11 protein-coding genes and 1 pseudogene are annotated in these 19,893 nt (G+C 31.8%); 4 read left to right on the top strand and 8 right to left on the bottom strand.

The window, feature by feature from the left end:
• Positions 1 to 421 precede the first annotated feature (421 nt).
• Complete coding sequence (locus TERY_RS02380; protein ID WP_011610353.1) at positions 422 to 1,246, top strand: tetratricopeptide repeat protein; 825 nt, start codon at positions 422 to 424, stop codon at positions 1,244 to 1,246.
• 421 nt (positions 1,247 to 1,667) lie between these two features.
• The gene (locus TERY_RS02375; RefSeq protein WP_011610352.1) at positions 1,668 to 2,315 is read left to right on the top strand and encodes an alpha/beta hydrolase; all 648 of its coding nucleotides are present in this window, start codon (positions 1,668 to 1,670) and stop codon (positions 2,313 to 2,315) included.
• 936 nt (positions 2,316 to 3,251) lie between these two features.
• Here TERY_RS02375 and TERY_RS02370 read toward each other — a convergent pair.
• Entirely contained in the window at positions 3,252 to 3,704 is a 453-nt protein-coding gene (locus TERY_RS02370; protein WP_011610351.1) for an SRPBCC family protein, read from the bottom strand.
• Between the two features lie 78 nt (positions 3,705 to 3,782).
• Here TERY_RS02370 and TERY_RS02365 point away from each other — a divergent pair, with 78 nt between their 5' ends.
• Entirely contained in the window at positions 3,783 to 5,426 is a 1,644-nt protein-coding gene (locus tag TERY_RS02365) for a mechanosensitive ion channel (RefSeq protein ID WP_011610350.1), read from the top strand.
• 371 nt (positions 5,427 to 5,797) lie between these two features.
• On the opposite strand, the gene TERY_RS02360 is transcribed toward TERY_RS02365, so the two are convergent.
• From TERY_RS02360 to TERY_RS02350, 3 genes and pseudogenes are all read right to left on the bottom strand, one after another.
• Entirely contained in the window at positions 5,798 to 7,225 is a 1,428-nt protein-coding gene (locus tag TERY_RS02360) for a DUF697 domain-containing protein (RefSeq protein ID WP_011610349.1), read from the bottom strand.
• Between the two features lie 714 nt (positions 7,226 to 7,939).
• Positions 7,940 to 8,121 (bottom strand): annotated as a pseudogene (gene rpsU, locus TERY_RS02355) (30S ribosomal protein S21).
• Positions 8,122 to 8,385: 264 nt separating this feature from the next.
• Positions 8,386 to 9,699, bottom strand: a complete 1,314-nt coding sequence (locus TERY_RS02350) for a hypothetical protein (RefSeq protein ID WP_011610347.1) — start codon at positions 9,697 to 9,699, stop codon at positions 8,386 to 8,388.
• A 1,216-nt stretch (positions 9,700 to 10,915) separates the two neighbouring features.
• Between TERY_RS02350 and murF the strand changes: the two genes are divergently transcribed.
• Positions 10,916 to 12,322, top strand: coding sequence for a UDP-N-acetylmuramoyl-tripeptide--D-alanyl-D-alanine ligase (gene murF, locus TERY_RS02345; RefSeq protein WP_011610346.1), 1,407 nt, complete (start codon positions 10,916 to 10,918; stop codon positions 12,320 to 12,322).
• Positions 12,323 to 12,453: 131 nt separating this feature from the next.
• On the opposite strand, the gene TERY_RS02340 is transcribed toward murF, so the two are convergent.
• The 4 genes from TERY_RS02340 to TERY_RS02325 all read right to left on the bottom strand — a co-directional run bounded on the left by TERY_RS02340 (position 12,454) and on the right by TERY_RS02325 (position 18,988).
• Positions 12,454 to 14,007, bottom strand: coding sequence for an FAD-dependent oxidoreductase (locus TERY_RS02340; protein ID WP_011610345.1), 1,554 nt, complete (start codon positions 14,005 to 14,007; stop codon positions 12,454 to 12,456).
• A 2,109-nt stretch (positions 14,008 to 16,116) separates the two neighbouring features.
• Positions 16,117 to 16,551, bottom strand: a complete 435-nt coding sequence (locus TERY_RS02335; protein ID WP_011610344.1) for an AbrB-like transcriptional regulator — start codon at positions 16,549 to 16,551, stop codon at positions 16,117 to 16,119.
• A 184-nt stretch (positions 16,552 to 16,735) separates the two neighbouring features.
• Positions 16,736 to 17,458 carry a DUF7168 domain-containing protein gene (locus tag TERY_RS02330; protein ID WP_011610343.1) on the bottom strand — a complete coding sequence of 241 codons (723 nt, stop codon included), beginning with the start codon at positions 17,456 to 17,458 and terminating at the stop codon, positions 16,736 to 16,738.
• 585 nt (positions 17,459 to 18,043) lie between these two features.
• Positions 18,044 to 18,988: an NAD-dependent epimerase/dehydratase family protein gene (locus TERY_RS02325; protein ID WP_011610342.1), complete on the bottom strand. Its 945-nt coding sequence runs from the start codon at positions 18,986 to 18,988 to the stop codon at positions 18,044 to 18,046.
• Between the last annotated feature and the right edge of the window lie 905 nt (positions 18,989 to 19,893).

Here is a 19,893-nt window from a genome sequence, read left to right as displayed (position 1 = left end):
CCTTCCTGCGACTAATTAATTAACACTTATAATATGTATTTAATAAATATATTTAAAAAGAAATAACAAAAACAACTAAAAAGTAACTCCATGAGTGGGGAAGGCAATAGAGAACCAATTTTTCGGATTTATTATCCATAATACCCTAATTTTTAACTATAGTTTCACCAATCTAGTAGTTACTCTATTAGTAATTAATTTGGTGAAATTGGAACAGTAAATATTTTTTACTTCTTACCTATCCTCTGATTCATTTTTTCTAGAGATACTTACTTATTTCCTTATTCCTAAAAATATCAATATACCTACTTTATCAAATAGGTGATTTCTGTCATTTTAATGACCACTAAAAAAAATCTGTTTCAGGTATCCTCCTTGATAAGAGATACTAATAACTAATAACTAATAACTAATAACTAATATGAATCTTTCCCCATATCGACAATTATTTTATTCAGAAGTTAATAAATCTGATGAAAAAATAGATTTAGCTAAAGCTGCTCTTTATTTAGCTTTGGAAGATGATAAGGAATTTGAACCCAATAAGTATTTAGATGCTCTTAATACAATGGCAAATGAAGTACAAGAAACATTACCAGCAACTTTATATCCTTTACAAATTATTAAGAGTATTAATAACTATCTTTATAATGATTTAGGTTTTTCTGGAAACACAATTGATTATTATGATCTAAGGAATAGTTGTCTGAATCAAGTAATTGAAAGACGCACTGGAATTCCAATTACTTTATCCCTAGTTTATCTAGAAATTGCTAAAAGAATTAATTTTCCAATGGTAGGTATTGGAATGCCAGGACATTTTTTAATTAGACCTAATTTTGAAGAAGCTGGTATATATGTAGATGCTTTTAATAAAGGTGAAATTCTTTTTCCTCAAGACTGTCAAGAAAAGTTAGCCAAAATTTATGGTCAACCACTAAAACTACAACCTCAGTTTTTGGCAACTGTAAGTAATAAGCAATTTTTAGCACGAATGTTAACAAATATTAAAGGAATTTACTGGAGTCAAAATGAGAGGTTAAAAGCTATTGCAGCTATTGATAGGATTTTACTATTATTTCCAAATGCAGTTATGGAAAAGCGAGACCGAGGTGTATTATATTATCAACTAGATATTTGGGCAAAAGCTCGTGAAGATCTAGAAAGTTATATAGTTAATCTTCCTCAAGCTGATGATGCAGAGATAATTAGAAAATTACTGGCTAAAATTAGTCAATATCAATAATAACAAATATCAAAAGTATTGCTATATTTTATTGAGAGTAAGGAGTCATGAATAGGGAGTAAAGAGCAGGGGTATTAGAAATAAGTACTCTTAAATTTAATATAGAGTTATTAAAAAATTGATATTTTTAATCTATTTTAATGAAATACGCCCTTAAGAGCTGGCTCATAAAGGTTCCTATAAGTCTTATATTATCTAGTTTTTAGCAATTAGCACTTTAATCAACAAAATGTTCAACAGCTAAGTATAGCAATTAATTTAGCACGTTAATATTGACCTTATAAATTAGCTATAAGTGAATTAGTATAAATATTACCAATATGGGTAACCTAAAATCAGATATTTCAGACTTTAGGCATAAGAGCAAAAAGCTATTAAACATATAAATATATATGTTCATCTATTTGTGATAAATACCAAAATGAAAAGTATTTTAAGTTTACGGAAATTGCTCAAAAATTTCTTCAAATTTGCAGATTTTAGAAAAAAATTATCAAAGTTTTTCTATGTTTCTTTGGTAGGAATTTTGATAATTATTCCTAGTGTTTTAATATTTACTGCTCAACCAGCAGATGGGATAGATGAAATTCAAATTATTTATGAATCAATTAATATAACAATAACTATTTCTGATTTAGAGAAATTTGCAGATACAGGAGAACAGTCTGAGCAATTAAAGTCACTATTTTTAACAACGAATGCTAGTCAGAAAAATATTGATACAATTCAGGCAATTTTAATTTATAAGTTACAGGTAAAACCAGATTTGCTGAATAAATTATTAGAATCTCGTTATGGTCAACTTGCTATTGACGAATTTAGTCGCCATTTTTTCCCAGATAGTAATGTATCTAAAATAACTGATAATATTCTTGATACAATTAACAACATTATTGCTGATGGAGAAGTATCATTTTTAGAGCTGATACAAAATTTTAAATGGACAGATAAAATTGTCGTTGATGCTAAAGGTATTGAAACATTTTTGGTAGAAACCATAGAATTTGCCAAAAGAGGAATAGATTTTGTGAGAGAACAACCCTCCCTGCAAAAAATATTTTGCGGATAATACAAATCTGTTAATATTAGTATAATTTACATAGTTAATTAGGAGTTCAAACCAAGAACTCATTGGAACAAGAAATTATTCTTGGAGTAGATGGCTAAAAATGAAAATTTTTTTGATCCCAAATTAAGTATATTTGATATCATTTTATCTTTTTTAGTAAGTAGGGGGTAGGGAGTAGGAGTTAATAATTATGATTCGCTTATTTTGCGCAAAAAATCATTTTTTTTACCCTTTAAGTACTTAAATACTAATTGGATGCTTATCCTAATTTTATATGAGACATAAAGTAATTGAGATTCAAGTTCACAAAATATGTAATTAATTTTGTGTACCGAATTTAAATCTTACTAACTCCATTTCAGCATCAATTTTTACCCTAGTTATAGTTCAATAATTAACAATTGAAAACTTCCTCTTAAACCCTATCCTTATATAGAATCTGGTTAATATTGCTTAATATAGTATTGCTGGACTTACCTATAACCATCCTATTGATTAGGGTTTAACAGCCGTTAAAACCTATAGATATTTTATGATTTTATATGTGTGGCTAAAGTCTTGTTTTTATAATTCTATAATTACTTCAGTCTACCCTACTTCCCTCCCCCTCAACTATATAATAACTATTCAAGCTAATTTAATATTATAAGCAAGTTCTTAAAAAGAAAAGATTATTTAATTAGACTTATCCCACAATAAGCTTTATAATTATCTTTCACCTCCGAATATCTGGTATAATATTAATCTATAAAGTGTCTAGTATCATCTGTTAAATTAATATTTAAAGCTGACTATAGTAGAGAGAAAAAGAGACAATTAAGTAGTCATTGAGTTACATCCAATAACTTACTCTATAATTCTCATCTATCCCTACTTGTACAGAAGTTGTATCCAATGTCCCTAAAAAGGTTGCCTACCTCCTAATTATGAATTAATTTACAAATAGTATTGCTCCTCTGCTACCCTTTTCAAACGTCTTAGTTGAGCTTCCATATCTACTTTTGTCCACGAGGCAGCAAACTGGTTAAAACCAAATTTTACTATAGGATTAGGTATCTCAAACTCAAAACGATTTAATAAACGAGTTCCTTCAGGCTCCGGTCGACATTCCCAGCGATCGCGGCCTCGGAAAAAACCTTGAAATTCCCAAACAATTAAACCAGGTTCTCGTTCAGCTACAACACTATATAAAGAGGGTTGTAAAAAAGGAATATTTATGATAAATCTACTACGACTCCCCACAAATGTATTCCAATTACCCACAGGTTCACAACGCAACATTGGATTTAACCACTTATGCATAAGAATTTGATCCGTAATACAACGTTCTACAGTAGTGGCACTGGCATAAATTAAAATACATTGCTCGAAAACTTGACTAAATGGCATAGTTACCTTCAAGCTATTAGACATATACAAGCAATCTAAATGATTGCTAATTAACACTCACATTAACCCAAGAAAACCATGAATGGCACTTGGCAAAATATTACACAATTAATTCACCTCGACGAGCCAATTCAGGCTAATCTAATCTTAGCCTCACATATTTTGGCACAAGCTAATGGAAATCCTTTAAATCAATTGTCCCAAGCTCCAATCCTGAAAATAGCTATAGCTATTGGAACTTTATTCATAGGTTGGCTTGTGGCTTTGTTTATTTCTAATGTTATAGTTGGAGGACTCTTAAAAAAGACCAGTGTTGATAACAAAATTGCTGGTTGGGTGACAGGTAGTCAGGAAAACGGTCAGGATTTACCTGTGGAGAAATGGATATCCTCTGTGGTGTTCTGGATCATTATGATCTTTGTTTTGGTGGCCTTCTTTGAAGAGCTTAATCTCACAACAGTTTCTCAACCTCTAAGTGTCTTCCTCACAGAAATAACTAGCTTCTTACCTAAGATAGCTGGTGCTTTCATTTGGCTGGGTATTGCCTGGTCAGTAGCAAGTATAGCTAAATTAGCAGCAAGCAGAGGACTGAAAACATTTGGTCTAAATGACCGTCTGAATGAGCAGATCAGTGATGGACAAGAAGAAAGTCAATTAGATATTAGCGATACTATTGCTAATGCTATCTATTGGTTGATCTTCCTGCTATTCTTGCCATTAATCCTGGAAGCCTTGCAACTACAGATTGCTTTACAACCTGTTCAAAGCATAGTAGATCAAATCTTACAAGCTTTGCCTAGAATTCTTAAGGCTGTTATTTTAGCTACAGTTGGTTGGTTAGTTGCTACTGTTGTTAAGAAAGTTGTTACTAATCTACTTGCTGCTACAGGTGTAGACCAAATGGGTAGCAAGTTGGGTATGAATAAAACCAGTAGCAGTCAAAATATTTCTGGGATTATTGGTACAATTGTTTATGTATTGATATTAATTCCTGTAGCGATCGCTGCTCTGAGTGCTCTAAATATTGAGGCAATTACCATTCCAGCAGTGGCAATGCTTAACAATATTCTGACATTCCTCCCCAAAATCTTTGCGGCTCTTGTAGTACTTGTTATTGCTTACTTTGTTGGTCAATTTGTTAAAGATTTAATTACTAATCTTCTTACCAGTATTGGGTTTGATGACTTTTTCAATTGGCTTGGTTTAACTTCGACTCCATCATCTTCCCCATCTAAAGACCCAAATACAACTGTAATTCAGGGTGAACCTGATATTACTCGGACTCCATCACAAATTGCTGGCTTTGTAGCTTTTGTGGGTATTATCCTTTTTGCTGCAGTTTCAGCTACTCAAATTATGGAACTTCAGGCTCTGAGTTTAATTGTTAATCAGTTAATCTATATTGCTGGTCAAGTTCTTTACGGTTTAGTGGTATTGGCTATAGGTCTTTGTTTAGCTAGCTTTGCTTACAACTTAATTACTAGTTCTGGTAGTTCCCAAGCAAAACTTTTAGGGCAGCTTGCTCGAATTGGAATTATCGTATTAGTCTCAGCTATGGCTCTGCAACAAATGGGTATTGCTCCTAGTATTGTCAATCTAGCTTTTGGACTCTTCATGGGAGCAATGGCTGTAGCTATTGCTTTAGCTTTTGGTTTGGGAGGACGAGATATTGCTTCTTCTCAAATTCAAGAATGGTTAGAACAGTTTAATAAGAAAAAATAGTCGTTAAAATTTCTGCCAGAGTTTTTGACCAGGGAGAATGGGAAATATCAAAGTTCCATAACCCATTCTCCCTCTTTGACTATCAATTACCATCTCTTATAAGTCACGAAAATATTTAATAAATCACCCATAATTTTACAGATAACTTATAAGCTATTGTAAGTTTTTCCACTTAAGCAATTTCCACCTCATCTTTTTTTCTACAGTATTGATGAAACAAGGCGGATCTTACAACTAATATCATTATGATATAGAAAAGTACCCTACTTAATAGTAGAGATGATACTAGATACTTTTAATTAATTGGAGTTTTGAGCCTTATTGTTTGAAAGTTTTACTATAATTAGGATTTGCTGAAAAAGTCTCTATTCTTATTGATTACTAAAATTTTTGATATTTAATTTAGCTATTAATTCTTCCTTAATACGACCCATAATCGAATTTTCATCCAAAGATGCCAAAATATTATTAACTACTGTTTTCGGACTTTCCTCTCCCCAAGAAGCACCATTAGCAAGATATGTTTTAGTTATTTGCCCAATTCCATAAGATGATACACCTCCTACTGCTGCTTGAGTCGCTGCTACAGACAAATAGGGCCCTAAAGATAACCCACTAGTAACAGGTGCAGCTAAACCCAATAATCCTTTCACAGAACTTAATCCTAGATTTGCCACTAATTCACTCGCAGTTATACCACCCATACTAATAGCTATCTTTTGTAATAAGTCTAATGCTCCTCTTTGATTCATTTTTATACCATATAACTTTGATAAAGTCAATATCATAGATACATCAATAATCGCCCCACTGAGAATATCTACCACAGTCACAGGGTTGAGAGCGATCGCCATTGCTTTTGTCATCACCCCCTTCCATATAACCCCATCTGCACTTTGAGAGCGAATTTCCATTTTCCGGCGTACTAACTGTTCATTCACATCATCAGCATAGAGCATACTATTGAGGGCCACCAAAGACTTACCTTCTCCATCTAAAATTTCCAATATTTTCAGCTTTAAGTCTTCTACTTGAGGTTCTCCTCGCACCATCTCTACTCTGAGACTACCATCAGAAGCTGGCACCGCTTTAGGAAGTAGTGGAGAAGCAGCAGCCATAACTATTTCATTTGGTGAGAGTAATTCACGAACTCGCTCATTGCGAATTTTATTATATATAGCTAACCTATCTGTTTCTGGATACTGGTCTATTTTGTTAAACACAAGTAAAATTGGTTTACCAGCATCTCTTAAATAAGAAAGAGCTTCATACTCTACTTGGGTAATATCTCCCGCTACAGCAAATAAAAGTAAATCTGCCTGTTTTGCCACCTGTCGGGCCATTAATTCCCTAGTTTCTCCGTCTACTTCATCTATACCAGGAGTATCAATTAATTCCACTTGAGATATTCTGTAGGAAGTTAAAGAATTTGTAGATGATGATTCTATTTCCGTTAAATTATCTCTTCCTAATTGCCATTGTCTAATTTTTGTCGTTTTAGTAACACCATGAATTGGACCAGTTTCAAATACTTTTTCTCCTAATAAAGCATTAAGAAGTGAAGACTTACCTCGGCCTACCATGCCAAATACAGCAATATAAACAGAAGCTTTTTCTAACTTTTCTAACATTGACTCTAACCCAGAAATTTCAGAGTCTAATCCTGCCCTTTCCTCCGGAGTTAAGTCTAAATTAATTACGATTTCTTTTAAGGCATCTTTCGCATTACAGATATTAAGTTCTGCTTGAATATCTGCAAAGCTTGATATTGTTTCGTCTAGTTCTCGGTCGAGATTCATTTTCCGGTATTTCTTACTTATATTTTTAGCTTGAAAATAAATAACATTACTTTTACTGGAACACAGATCTAAACATGGAATTTTAATTACTCTATCTACAGGAAGAAATCAAAGTAGTAACACAAGCTCATGCCTTAATACAAGAATGGTTAAGGTAAGTAAGATTAGAACTAAAACTGGAAAAAACCAAAGTTGCCCCGACAAAATAATATATAGGGAAGAAACCAGAATTTAAAACCTTAATTCAACCATTCTTCAGGATTATAAAAATTCCCGCGCGGAAACTGGCAAAAATATGTGACTTAAATAAATATATCCTTCTCAAGGCATTAATCCCTTTAAATCCAGTAATTAAATTATTAGTCAAGTACTACTCAACTATGTTCAGTGATATTACTCGTAAGGGGACGATCGAGATATCAAAAAAGATATGGATGTAAGTATAACCATCATTGTAGCTCTCCACCAACGCCTAAAGTGTTGGTTGGGTTGGCCTGAATGTAAGATTCTTTATTAGTAGAGCTAATGCAAAATGTCAATCCTCCCTAAGGCCTGTTCAGTTATTCTGATTTAATTTGGGTAACTATTGATTAGATAGAAGATCCACACCTTTAAACTGGAGGTGAGCTCAAAAAAAAACTCTAGGCTAAAATTTTTCAAGCCTCATTAGCTTCTAGTCTAAATTTTCTGATTTTGTAGCCATAAATTAACACTTTAATAAAATTGTTTTTTTCGCTGTGCTGCTACTGCCTTTCTCTTACGTTTTTCTTGAGGGGTTTCAAAAAATCGACGTTTTTTTTAACATCTGCAAGAATACCTGCCTTGGAAACTTGACATTTGAATCGCCGGAGGGCCGACTCTATACCTTCGTTTTCGCCTAGTAACACTTGGGTCATTACTTTTTATTCTATTCTTGAACAAATTAGTTATTAATTTTTAATAGTTTACCTATTAGCACTTAGCTTCAGGGACTCTTTTATTATTATCATATAACACCTTCTCAAAAAATAGACAAAGTTGTACGTTTGCTGTCAATAAAGAATGTTCATTTTTAATATTAGCCTTGATACTTGAAAACTTCAGTGATTTTGTGCTATTCCACTAGAGCACCTTCAAATTTAATTGGGAATTGGGAGTGTGTCATAAAGGTTTTAAATCTTCTAACAAATAAAAGATAAATCAACTTTTCCAAAGTTGGTACTGAATGCAACTTGTAGATTTTCTAATACCTTTACTAACCACTTAACTGATTCTCTTGTGCTTCTTTCATAATGGTTAAAGAGTATTGCAAATCGCTTTTCTAAGTATGATTTGACTTTATAGCAAACTAAAACTATTTTGAGAAGAAGGCTAGTAGTTGCTATTGAACCTATATTAGATATCAGGTTATCAAAGAAAAAGTGCTCTGGTTTTTTAGTGCTTTCTACCACTAAAAATCCTAATATTTTATTACAGGTTCTCATCACTAAAAAGTCATTTAATTTTTTATTATCATTGTGAGACATAGTATTTTTGAGTTGATTATATAGTTCTCTCTTGAAATGATCCTTAACATACCTAGAGCCTACATTAAAGGATGTGCTTAAGTATTGGTAGAAGATTTTTTTAAAGCTACTATAGGATTGAGGTTGTTTGGTATAAATTAGAAAACTTTTGGCATAGTCTTGGTAGCTCTTGCCATTTTCAACTTTACCTACAAATTGTCTAGTAGCTGATAATAATTCCCGGTCATTCAAAAGAGTAGGATTTTTAATTTTATTCGTGTTTTCCCAACTAGACTCTGTAAAACTTGAACTTTGAAAATTTGAAGTAGTTGTTACCCCATGTCTAATTTGATGAGTTATGTAGTGGGATAAATCTATTTCAAATTTTTTTTGTTTTTGTCGTTGCATCTTCTTGATAGCTTCCTGATGTTCATAGCTATTGTCTAAGGTAATTAAACAATGTTGATATAAGTAAGGATAACGTGGAATTAAAGTTCTCAAAGGTTCAACTAAAGCACTATCATTGTTTCTATAACTTATTACTTCTTGGTTTATTACTTCTGCTAAACGTTTTAAACTAAAATACTGTTCACTTTTTGTAAATGCTCGAACCACGTCTAACAGTTTCTGACTACTACGAGAACCGTAGTGGCGGTGTATTGGTTTATTGTTAATGCTATCAAAAATTTTAATTAAGTCTAGCAACACATCTTTTTTATAGTTATAAGGTTGCTTTCTATTAATAACTATATGAAAACAACGATTTAAGAAAAAATTAAATTCTTCTTTATCTTCCAATAATGCGATAATTATTTCTAGTGCTCTAGATACTTTTCTATCAGGATATTCAGAACAATTAATAAATAAAATTCTAAACCTTTTAATTATCTCTTCTGATGATTCTATATCTATCAACTGGAGAAAATGGTTATAGATATACTGTTGATACTGGGATTTTTCTTGTTCATTTCTATCTATAAAGTTTTTCATTTGATATATTTCCTAATTGATTTTTTTTAGATCATAGTACCCTGATAAATAATATAATTATGCAATTTAATAACTCCAATTTTCTTAAGTATGGCTACACATCATACTTAAGAATGAAATCATATAACCCTAATTCAGTAATCTTATTAAGTAAAGCAGTGTAGCTTAAGTTTATGAAATTGGTATAATTTCTTTAATCTCATTATATTTAATTGATTTTCTTTTTTAGTCAATGAGACATAAGCACAGCTACCCGGAAAGGTAAAGGTTCAAGCAAAAAAAATAGAGGCTCACAATTCAATGTGATTTGATGTGATAAATTATAATCAGAGTATAGACAAAAAAGTAACAAGCAGTGAGTATGTTTTGTAATGGAAGTAGATGTGCATGAGATTATTTGTGTTTATATAAACTCATGAGAGGGAAAAGCTGTTGGGAGTTTTTGTTAGTTCTTACTTACTATTTATCCTCTATGTGGAATAGCATATACTAATTTTTGGGCTGCATACCAGTAAAGGACATAGCAGTAGGAAAAAAAACAGAGAAGACTTCTAAAATTGAGCGATCCAATAATGCATAAAGACAAAGGATATCCTAGGAATGTGTGAAAAACCAGATCTATCTCTTATCCAAAATTGAAAATTACATTGGTAATATTTGGTGTTTTCTTTATAATAACTCTAATTAATCATTACTTACTTACTAATATATTTAGGTTTTTATGAAGTTTTAGTAGATTAAAACAATTCCCATAAGCAGTTAGTACTTAAATTCGTTTATTTAATAGGGACGTTCCACACAACTGACTTAGGTTATAAAAGTTCCCGAAACTGCGGACTTAAAAACTGTACCTCAGTTGCTTAAGAAACACTATATATAGCTATAAATAATATTAACTTCTAAACTAATACCAATATTATTCATAGGAAGCCAAGATATATCCTAAAAAAAAATTAATAGTTTTTAGGAACTTTAGCAAAAATATTAACGTCTAACCTGTCATAATTTTCCTTAAAATTAGGGTAAGCTTCTTTGAACTATTTTCCCCTATCTGAGTTCACTAGTTATCAGTATATTTACTAACTTTAAAAAAAATTATTATACTTTTGATTTTGCCTTGGTTAATCAGCTAATTCCCAGAAAATAAGTTTAGTTTAAGAACCACAAGTACTCTTCTATAATTATAATATATCTTTTAGGAGAACTGCCAATAGCTATGGTTTGTTGCATGACTTTATTTCAACTGACCGAAATATTAACTACTACAACACTTACAGGTTTTCATACTCCAGAAAAAACATTAATTACAAGCATAAATACAGATACTCGTAACTTACAGCCTGGTGAAGGATTTTTGGCATTACGAGGAAATAATTTTGATGGCCATAATTTTGTTGACGAAGCAATCGAAAAGGGAGCTTCTTGTGTGATTGTTGAACAAGAATATACCTTAAATAGTGAGATTCAACAACTATCAAATAATATACCTATATTACAAGTAGAAAATACTTTAAAAGCTTACCAAAAAATTGCTCGTTGGTGGCGAGATAGATTTGATATTCCTGTTATTTCGGTCACAGGTTCAGTAGGTAAAACAACTACTAAAGAATTAATTGCTGAAGTTTTAGCAACTCAGGGTAAAGTCATGAAAACTGAAGCTAATTATAACAATGAAATAGGTGTAGCTAAAACTCTACTACAACTTTCTAATGAAGAGAATTATGCAGTAGTAGAAATGGCAATGCGGGGACCAGGAGAAATAGCAGAGTTAACACATATTGCTAACCCGACAATTGGTTTAATTACTAATGTCGGTACTGCTCATATTGGTCGTTTGGGTTCTGTTGAAGCCATTGCTGAAGCTAAGTGTGAATTGTTAAGAGAAATGTCTGATAGTAGTATTGCTATTCTGAATTATGATAATCAACGGTTGATAGAAACTGCGGCTAAAGTTTGGTCTGGAGAAACTTTTACTTATGGTTTAGAAGGTGGAAATTTACAAGGAAAATTAATTGATTCTCAAACGATAAATGTTGAGGGTGTGGATTTACCTTTACCTTTACCTGGTAGTCATAATGCTTCTAATTATTTGGCAGCATTAGCAGTCTTAAAAGTGCTTCATGGAAAAAATATTCCCGCAAAAACTCTGTTTCAATCTTTGACTAATAACTTATTCGTTCAATTACCAGGAAGTAGGGCAAGAAAATATGATTTAAAGAATGATATTGTAATTTTAGATGAAAGTTATAATGCTGGATTAGAGTCAATGATAGCTGCTCTCAATTTGTTAGCTGAAACTCCTGGTAAACGACATATTGCTGTATTGGGAACTATGAAAGAATTGGGAAACAAATCAATTTTATTTCATCAACAAGTTGGTAATGTTGTCAAAAATTTGAATATTGATGGTTTATTTATTTTAGCTGATTTTGAGGAAGCAAAAGCAATGGCTACAGGTGCTGCTAGTTTGCAATTTATCAAGGTAGAAAATATCACTGCTGATAATGCTCATCATAATTTAGCCAAATATTTACAGGAGTTTTTACAGCCTGGTGATCGGGTTCTTTTTAAGGCTTCTCATTCTGTAGAGTTAAATAAAGTAGTCGAACTTTTAATTAATTAGTAATGCATTTATAGCATAGACATCTTTCCTGTTGCGGGTGTATCTTCAACTAATATGAAACACCCTGCAACATTAAATCTTAAAAAGCATCAGAAGCCTATACAGAAAACGGATAGGTTTGTGTAGATAAGTCACTCAATATAATCTCCTCCTGAACCATATTTCCATTGTTCAATCCAACGGTTATAATAATACCTTTGTTCTTCTGACATTTTTGCCGTTAAACCTTCCATAACTCCCCCAATAGGATATAAAAAACTGTATACTCCCAAATTTAAATAATGTTTCATCCAATTTAACAAATTTCCTATTCCCACTTGAGGGATAATTTTTATTACTAAACCTGGTTGCTTTAAAGAAGTAACAAATAAAGTTTGCGCCAAAGCAGGAAACTGTACAACATCTTGCAAAAAAGGTTTCAGTACAGGTTCACCCAATTTTTCCATTACCTGAAACACCCCTGCCAATAATTCATTAATTTGATGTGGTTCAACAAATTGATTTACCCCTATACTCATAGAACGTTGAAACAGCCAAGTAACTGATACATTAGGTTGATACGGTTGTAAAAGTCCCAGAGCATTTGCAGACAAATTTTCAGTTTGCAAAGCTTCATCAATACCCACCATCAGACGTTTCAAATGACGTACCATAGAGCCAAAACCACCAAAACTAAGAGGAGACTGACTTCCACTACTATCACCCACTGGCAAAATACGATTCCAAGGGGTTTTCAAGGGACTTTGACGATAACAAGGAAAAAAACCAAATAAAGCACGTTGAAATTTAAGTTGACTAAGTTCAACTTTTTGATATTCAGGTAATAGACGTAGATATTCTTCAAAGAAAAATTCCAAAGAAAATCTATCTCGATGAGCATCTAAATAAGTAAATAGATAAGTAGTTCGTCCATCTCTAGCAGGAAATGCTTCCCAAAAATATTGACATTGATTTTTGATCGGAGTAAACGAGGCAAAAATATCCCCCGTATCATTTTTTGGGTATCCAGTAGCGCAAGTACCAACCACTAAACAAACAGCATCAGGTTTTTTGCCTTCCCTTGCTTGTTTGACAATAGGAGAAAAATGACCCATTGCATCCAGAAGTAGTCGAGTTTTGAATGATCTACCATTGCTAGTTTGGATATTTACCCCATCTGGATGAATTACTGCTGCTTCATAAGATGTATTTTCAAATAGTTGACCCCCTGCTTCTAAAAAGCATTGTTTCAGAGTTTCTAAAAGATAAACTGGATCTACACCAATATTGAGGACATCTTTGACCCATATTTCAGGACTATTTGGGAAGCTAATTCGAGCAGGGTTATATTCCGTAGCGATCGCTTTTTCTAGTTCTTCTTGAGATACAAGGTTTAATTCTACAAATGTTTCTAGTTCTTTGCGAGAAATATTCCATTCTTGTTTTCTACCCTTAAGAATACCTTGTTCTAACAGTGCAACCCGCCAACCTTTTTTTGCCAAAGCAGCACCAATTATTATACCAAGAGTACCTCCGCAAATTACTACATCCCATTCATCTTCTTTTAGTGGTTTATTTTCTTCACTAATAGTACTAGGAATAATTATACTTTCTGAACGAAGTTTTTGCCAAATCTGATCGACTCGTCGCAGACCTTCTAAAGGGTTTCCTGGAATTTGGTCGAGAATTTTTTCTGTTAAAGACATAACTTTTCTATTATTAACTTTTGTCGTAATTATTGATTTTTTTTATCTATTAATTTATAAGTTAATTATAATCATATACCTAAAATCCTATAATGATTTCTAAACATATAAAAAATGCTTCTATCTCTTTCCTATAAGTTTTTATTTTTATCATCAATCTTCATTCTAAAGTTAAAATTTAATTACTATGATGCCACAATAAAAATTTTAGGAAATTAATAAATAGGCATGATTTTTAGAATTTTTTACCCTAGTATTTTAAGAGCTTTAAGACCCTATAGTTTTTTTAATATAAAGATTTAATTTCTGAACTTTCGTCCTTTAAATATCCTCTAAAATAGGTTGCTTATTAATCGTTTTTTAAAGGTTTAGACTTACAATTTTTTTTTCAATTGCCATCACTCAAAATAGCAAAAAATTTAATTCATATATCTATCTCTATTAATTCATCATTTTGAGGCTAAATTTATGACTTCACTTATAATACAAAACGGATAAAATATCTATTAGTTAAATCTTTTAAGTAAGAGTTGCTAATTAATTCTCAAAGCATTGACAGATATAAAGTTTTAGCTAAATTTTAATTTTTAAAAGTACCAGCTTTTCCGTGCCTCAAGCCCATCCATAAAGAAGATATTGGGCATACCTAGGCTGAAAAATCAAGAGACAATTCTTACTATACCAGACCTATTTACCAAGCCATTTATCCATGCCTCTGTACTTTCGTGCTTCCATACCACAAGCATCACCCAATAAGACAAAAAATATATTAATCCTAAGTAGGCACACAAAATTAATTATACATTTTGCGATACTTAACCTCTTATAATCTCATACTATATAACTCAAGTATAACTAGATCAGGCAAAAAATGAGTGTAATGATGCTTATGACTATTACTGATAATCTAGCAGTAGGTAAGCATTGTAGAAAATTAATTACACCTATATGTTATGCTAAATCCGTTTACTCTATATCTCAAATACAACTAGGGTGAATAAAAATTATTGTTTAAATGCTTAATTCTCTTGACCCAAAAATTTTAGGCTTTCTAATGTTATCCAAATAGAATTTTTCTTGATGTACTCTAAAGCCTCTCAAGACAAACTTAGCATTTTGTGGGCGAATTCCTAAGTTTGAACTTTAGAGGTTGAAGAGGTTTACCTTTCTCTTACTTTAGTAAGCTCAAAAAGTTTGTAAAGCCGACCTGCCCTGAGTGATCCGCAATATTTTTCCCACTATTCCGAAGGAAAACCCTCAGATCATTCAAATCATTCAATGATTTATCTCTATAGTATAATCAAAATCTTAATCTTAGCCGTTTTCTATATTCAGTTTTTTTAGCTTGAATCATAAATAACTTCTACCGCTTAGATAATAATGATTTATTGAAGCCTAATTTGTATAACTCCAGACAGTAAGCTAAAGTATTACAGCTTTAAACTCTCTAGTTTTTTTGTATCGGTTTAGGATAAATACAATACTTATATCATGTCTGTTCAAATAACCACCGTGGAATAATTTTAGAAAATTGGTAATTAGGAATTGGGAATTAGGAGCCATTTGAAATGCAAAAGCATTTTTATTATGGCTAATTAACAATAATTACTATTAAATATAGTTTTCACAATTATGATATAAATTAATAATATAATACCATATTTATTACTATTTTCATCAATAAAAACTTTCTCTAAAAAGACGAAGATCCAGACCCATTGTTTAGGATAACTATAGTCAATTTTCCTAGCAAAAATGGAATTTTAACTTAATACTTCACAAAATCATATTAAAGGTAGCATTACTCTACTTCATAGAATACAGAATATACTGTACTTATAAAAATATCTTGGCTGCAAAAACTAGATTTCAAATACTGTAAATAACTCTAGTCTTTTGCAGCATTTTGATATATATCAGAGCTGATTTGTAAACTTTACTAGAAGTATTATATTACCCACTTTTTGGCAATTAGCAAATTGAATGAACAAAATTTTTGAAAGCTAAGTATAGCAATTAATTCAGCACCTTAAATTTACTTTATAAATCAGCTCTCAGTGAGTTATACTCAGAGATTTGGAGACAATAGCTATCTCCCACCTCACTTATCTATTCTTCCTCATTATTTTGACGTTCGTTTTCAACTTCAGTGTTAATTTGCCTGAGATGAATATGTTTATGTCCTAGCTGGATGTTAAATTCATCTCCGGGTTTTAGTCCCATTTCATCTGTATAGTTAGCACCTATTACTAACTGTCCATTTTTATGAACACAAGCACGATAAGTAGGCGCACGTCCTCTTCCATCTTTAGTATCCCTCTCATATAATTTTACCCCCTTTGCCTGTAAAACTGCATCGTAAAACTTGCCAAGATTTACTCGCTTCTGCTGATCTTTTGTAGTTGTATAATACCCGCAAGCAATAGCAGTTTCTTTCTTTGACTTATGTGAAAGATCTTTAACTTTTTTCAACAATGCTTTACCAATTAGTTGAGTATTTGATTCTTCTGAAGTGTTATTTTTTTCTGTTGTTGTTTTAGCCATTTTCTCTATTTACGTTGAAATATTCACTCATAAAACTTTAACACTTACACTGTCTAATATCAAGCTTATTTAATCTTTTCTTTTAATATTTTATCTAATGTAATTTTTTTCATAATAATCACTCCTTAGAGTCTTACATTAAGATGTAAAAAAAGCTAGTGAATAATAACTGATGTGCTAATTATCACACCTTTACTTTTTTGATAAATTTATCTTGATGTAAATTTTGATTCCAATAATTTAAACGGACTTTTTCTCCAGCAATATACCCAAAGGAAAAACCTAAATCACTATTAACTTTACTTGATTTCTGAGTTTTACATTTTACACCTTCTTGTTTCAAATATGCTTGAATAGCTAAAGTATGTTTTTCAAACATCGAACGCACAACTATAGCAGATGCAGATTTTGAATCATCATCACCATTACTAGCTATACCCTTTTCCTCCATATATTTTCGTCGCTGCTCTAATCTCTGTCTTAATCTAGTTGCACAACCCACCCGAAATGCATTAATAAAAACTCTTCCTTTACCTCTATGTTGTTTAACTAATTTATCAACTACAGCCGTTAAATATTCATAAAGGGACCTAGAAACTGTAATATTAGTCTCTGTTCCTACTATTCTCATTTCACCACTGTAAGTAGAACGCATTGCTTGACACCCATTAGCATTAGCAATTCCTGCTAAAATCCACATTTTCCAGGTTACATAACGACCTGTTTTATCAACAATACTCTTAGTAATATCTTCATCTTTATCTTGTCCTAAATCTGCTACAGATAAATTATGTTTAGCCAATAACTCTGCTGCTTTTTCTGCTGCTAATGCAGCTTCATGTTCATTAGGTGAACTAGTAAGAGCTAGAAGTTTACTAATTTTTTCCAGAAGATTCTGATCGACCATTTTTCTAACCTTAGATATAGGTATTTTATCCTAATTTTTTTATCATGTAACTATACCCCTTTAAAAATAAAGTCCTTGCTCTTAAGGGTGAAGTTTTAATATAGCTCCTAGGATTTGTTTGTGTTAAAAAAAATTTTGAGTATCGTTAAAATTTCCTCAACCCAAGAAACCTAATAGACTTAGATACTACCATAGTTTCGTAACTTAAAATTCTCTATTCCAAAGAGTTTTGAAACAGGACTTCAGTGCCTTTTTCACCCATTATTTAATTGATGAGAAGTTTTTATACCCAATACAGGGATAAAAGCAGATTTTTCTCATCGCCCAATCCCTTATTTAGCAATAGCTATAACTTTAAAAAATATCACTCACACTTTGCAGATTTGGTATAACCTATAAATGCTTGTGGAGGTTAATACAATAATTAAAGTACCGAAGCTGTTTCTCAACAAAGGATTTGTTTATAATTTTATCTAGTAGTAATTTTTAACTATAAAAGCTTTTATATAGAAAAAAGCTGGAAAGTAAATTACCTCCAACTTTTTACTATATCAATTGATTACAATAAAGTCTATACCTTTCAACTTAATCAGCATTTTGGCGATACCATTCAATTGTATTCTTCAACCCTTGCTTCAAATCTACCTCAGCAACAAAACCAAATTTTTCCTTGGCTTTTTTTGTATCTAAACATCGCCTAGGTTGACCATTTGGCTTATCAATTTCCCAAACTAACTCTCCCTGAAAATCCATTAACTCACAAATTAACTCTACTAAATTACGAATCTTTACTTCATGATTAGTTCCTAAATTAATAGGATCAGATTCATTATAAAATTGAGTTGCCATAACAATTCCTCTGGCCGCATCTGTAGAATATAAAAATTCACGACTCGGACTACCGTCACCCCAAACAGATAATTCTTTCTTTCCTCCTACTTGAGCTTCATGTACTTTCCGAATTAAAGCAGGAATTACATGAGAACTTTTAGGATCAAAATTATCTTCAGGTCCGTACAAGTTAACAGGTAAAAGATAAACACCATTAAAACCATACTGTTGACGATAAGCTTCCAGTTGAACTAAAAGAGCTTTCTTCGCAATACCATAAGGAGCATTAGTTTCTTCTGGATAACCATTCCAAAGGTCTTCTTCTTTGAAAGGAACAGGAGTAAATTTAGGATAAGCACATATTGAACCTACACATACAAACTTTTCTACATTTGCTTTATGGGCACAGTCAATTAATTGTGCTCCCATCATCAAGTTATCGTAAAATAATTCAGCAGGTTTTTCCTTATTTAGACCAATACCTCCTACATGAGCAGCAAGGTGAATTATAATATCCTGTTCTTGAACAGCTTTTTGGCAAGCTCCTAGAGTCCGAAGGTCATAATCACGCGATCGCAGTATAGTAATATTATCAGGATTAGCTCCTGCTTTATGAAGTCTATCTACAACTTGGCGTCCAAGAAAACCAGCTCCACCGGTTACTAAAATTCTTTTGTTTTCTAACTCTAATTTAATCATCAAAAGCCTCCGAGATTTATGCCAATCATAAGCCTTCAAGTATTGTAGATGAAAATCATTGCCACATTCGCCACAGTAATTCTGTCATACCAATTTGAATAATTCCTCCAAAGTCTAAGGCTTTCTCAGAAGTGATTTACAACAGTTCATTTGTCACATTCTTTTTTTTCATTAGTATTAAGTTTTAAAAATACAAAAGCCTAACATATTATTTTTTATGGGCTAGTGCTATCTTTGTAAGGCAGTAAAAATAACTAAATAAATCATAGAGGTTAATTAAACATAAATAATAGTAAATAAATAGTACTGAGAAATACAAATCCAAGCATAGCAAAGTTTTTGATAATCTTTCTTATTTCTTATGACTGGGATTTAATAGCTACTCAATATTTTGTTTCAGCTAATGAGTTTCGCAGAAACTTTGACTTTCTGTCGATGACATAGCATCTGAGAGACAAAATAACGTACAGGGTAAATAATGAAAATATTGTAGTGCAATATTTTACTCTCAATTAGAATACCTCACCGGCAAAGGAAACCGCTGTATATAGAACTACGGGAATTCAACAGTAATATATTCACAAATCTCAACTAATCTCTGAAGCAATTTTCGGTACCCAAATCTTTTCCTGTAGTATTCTGCCCATTTATATTGCCCAGGTTTTTGTGTCAGTAAAAACGGAAAACATCAAAATAATTTACTAATTTCCGATCCCTAAATATGTAGTGGTATAGAAAAAAAATTTACATCCCAAACTTGACTAATAATTTATAAACTATTATCTAGCTAGGATTGTAACTAAATATTATCCTATATTGATCCCAACGTTACACTTCATACTTATTCTATTGCTAAAAATATTTTTATTGAATTAGTATCTACTTTGACTCATTTAGATATTATT

Source organism: Trichodesmium erythraeum IMS101 (assembly GCF_000014265.1).
Lineage (GTDB): Bacteria > Cyanobacteriota > Cyanobacteriia > Cyanobacteriales > Microcoleaceae > Trichodesmium > Trichodesmium erythraeum.
The sequence above is the reverse complement of the archived record's forward strand: the minus strand, read 5'-3'. Positions and strand labels throughout refer to the sequence as shown.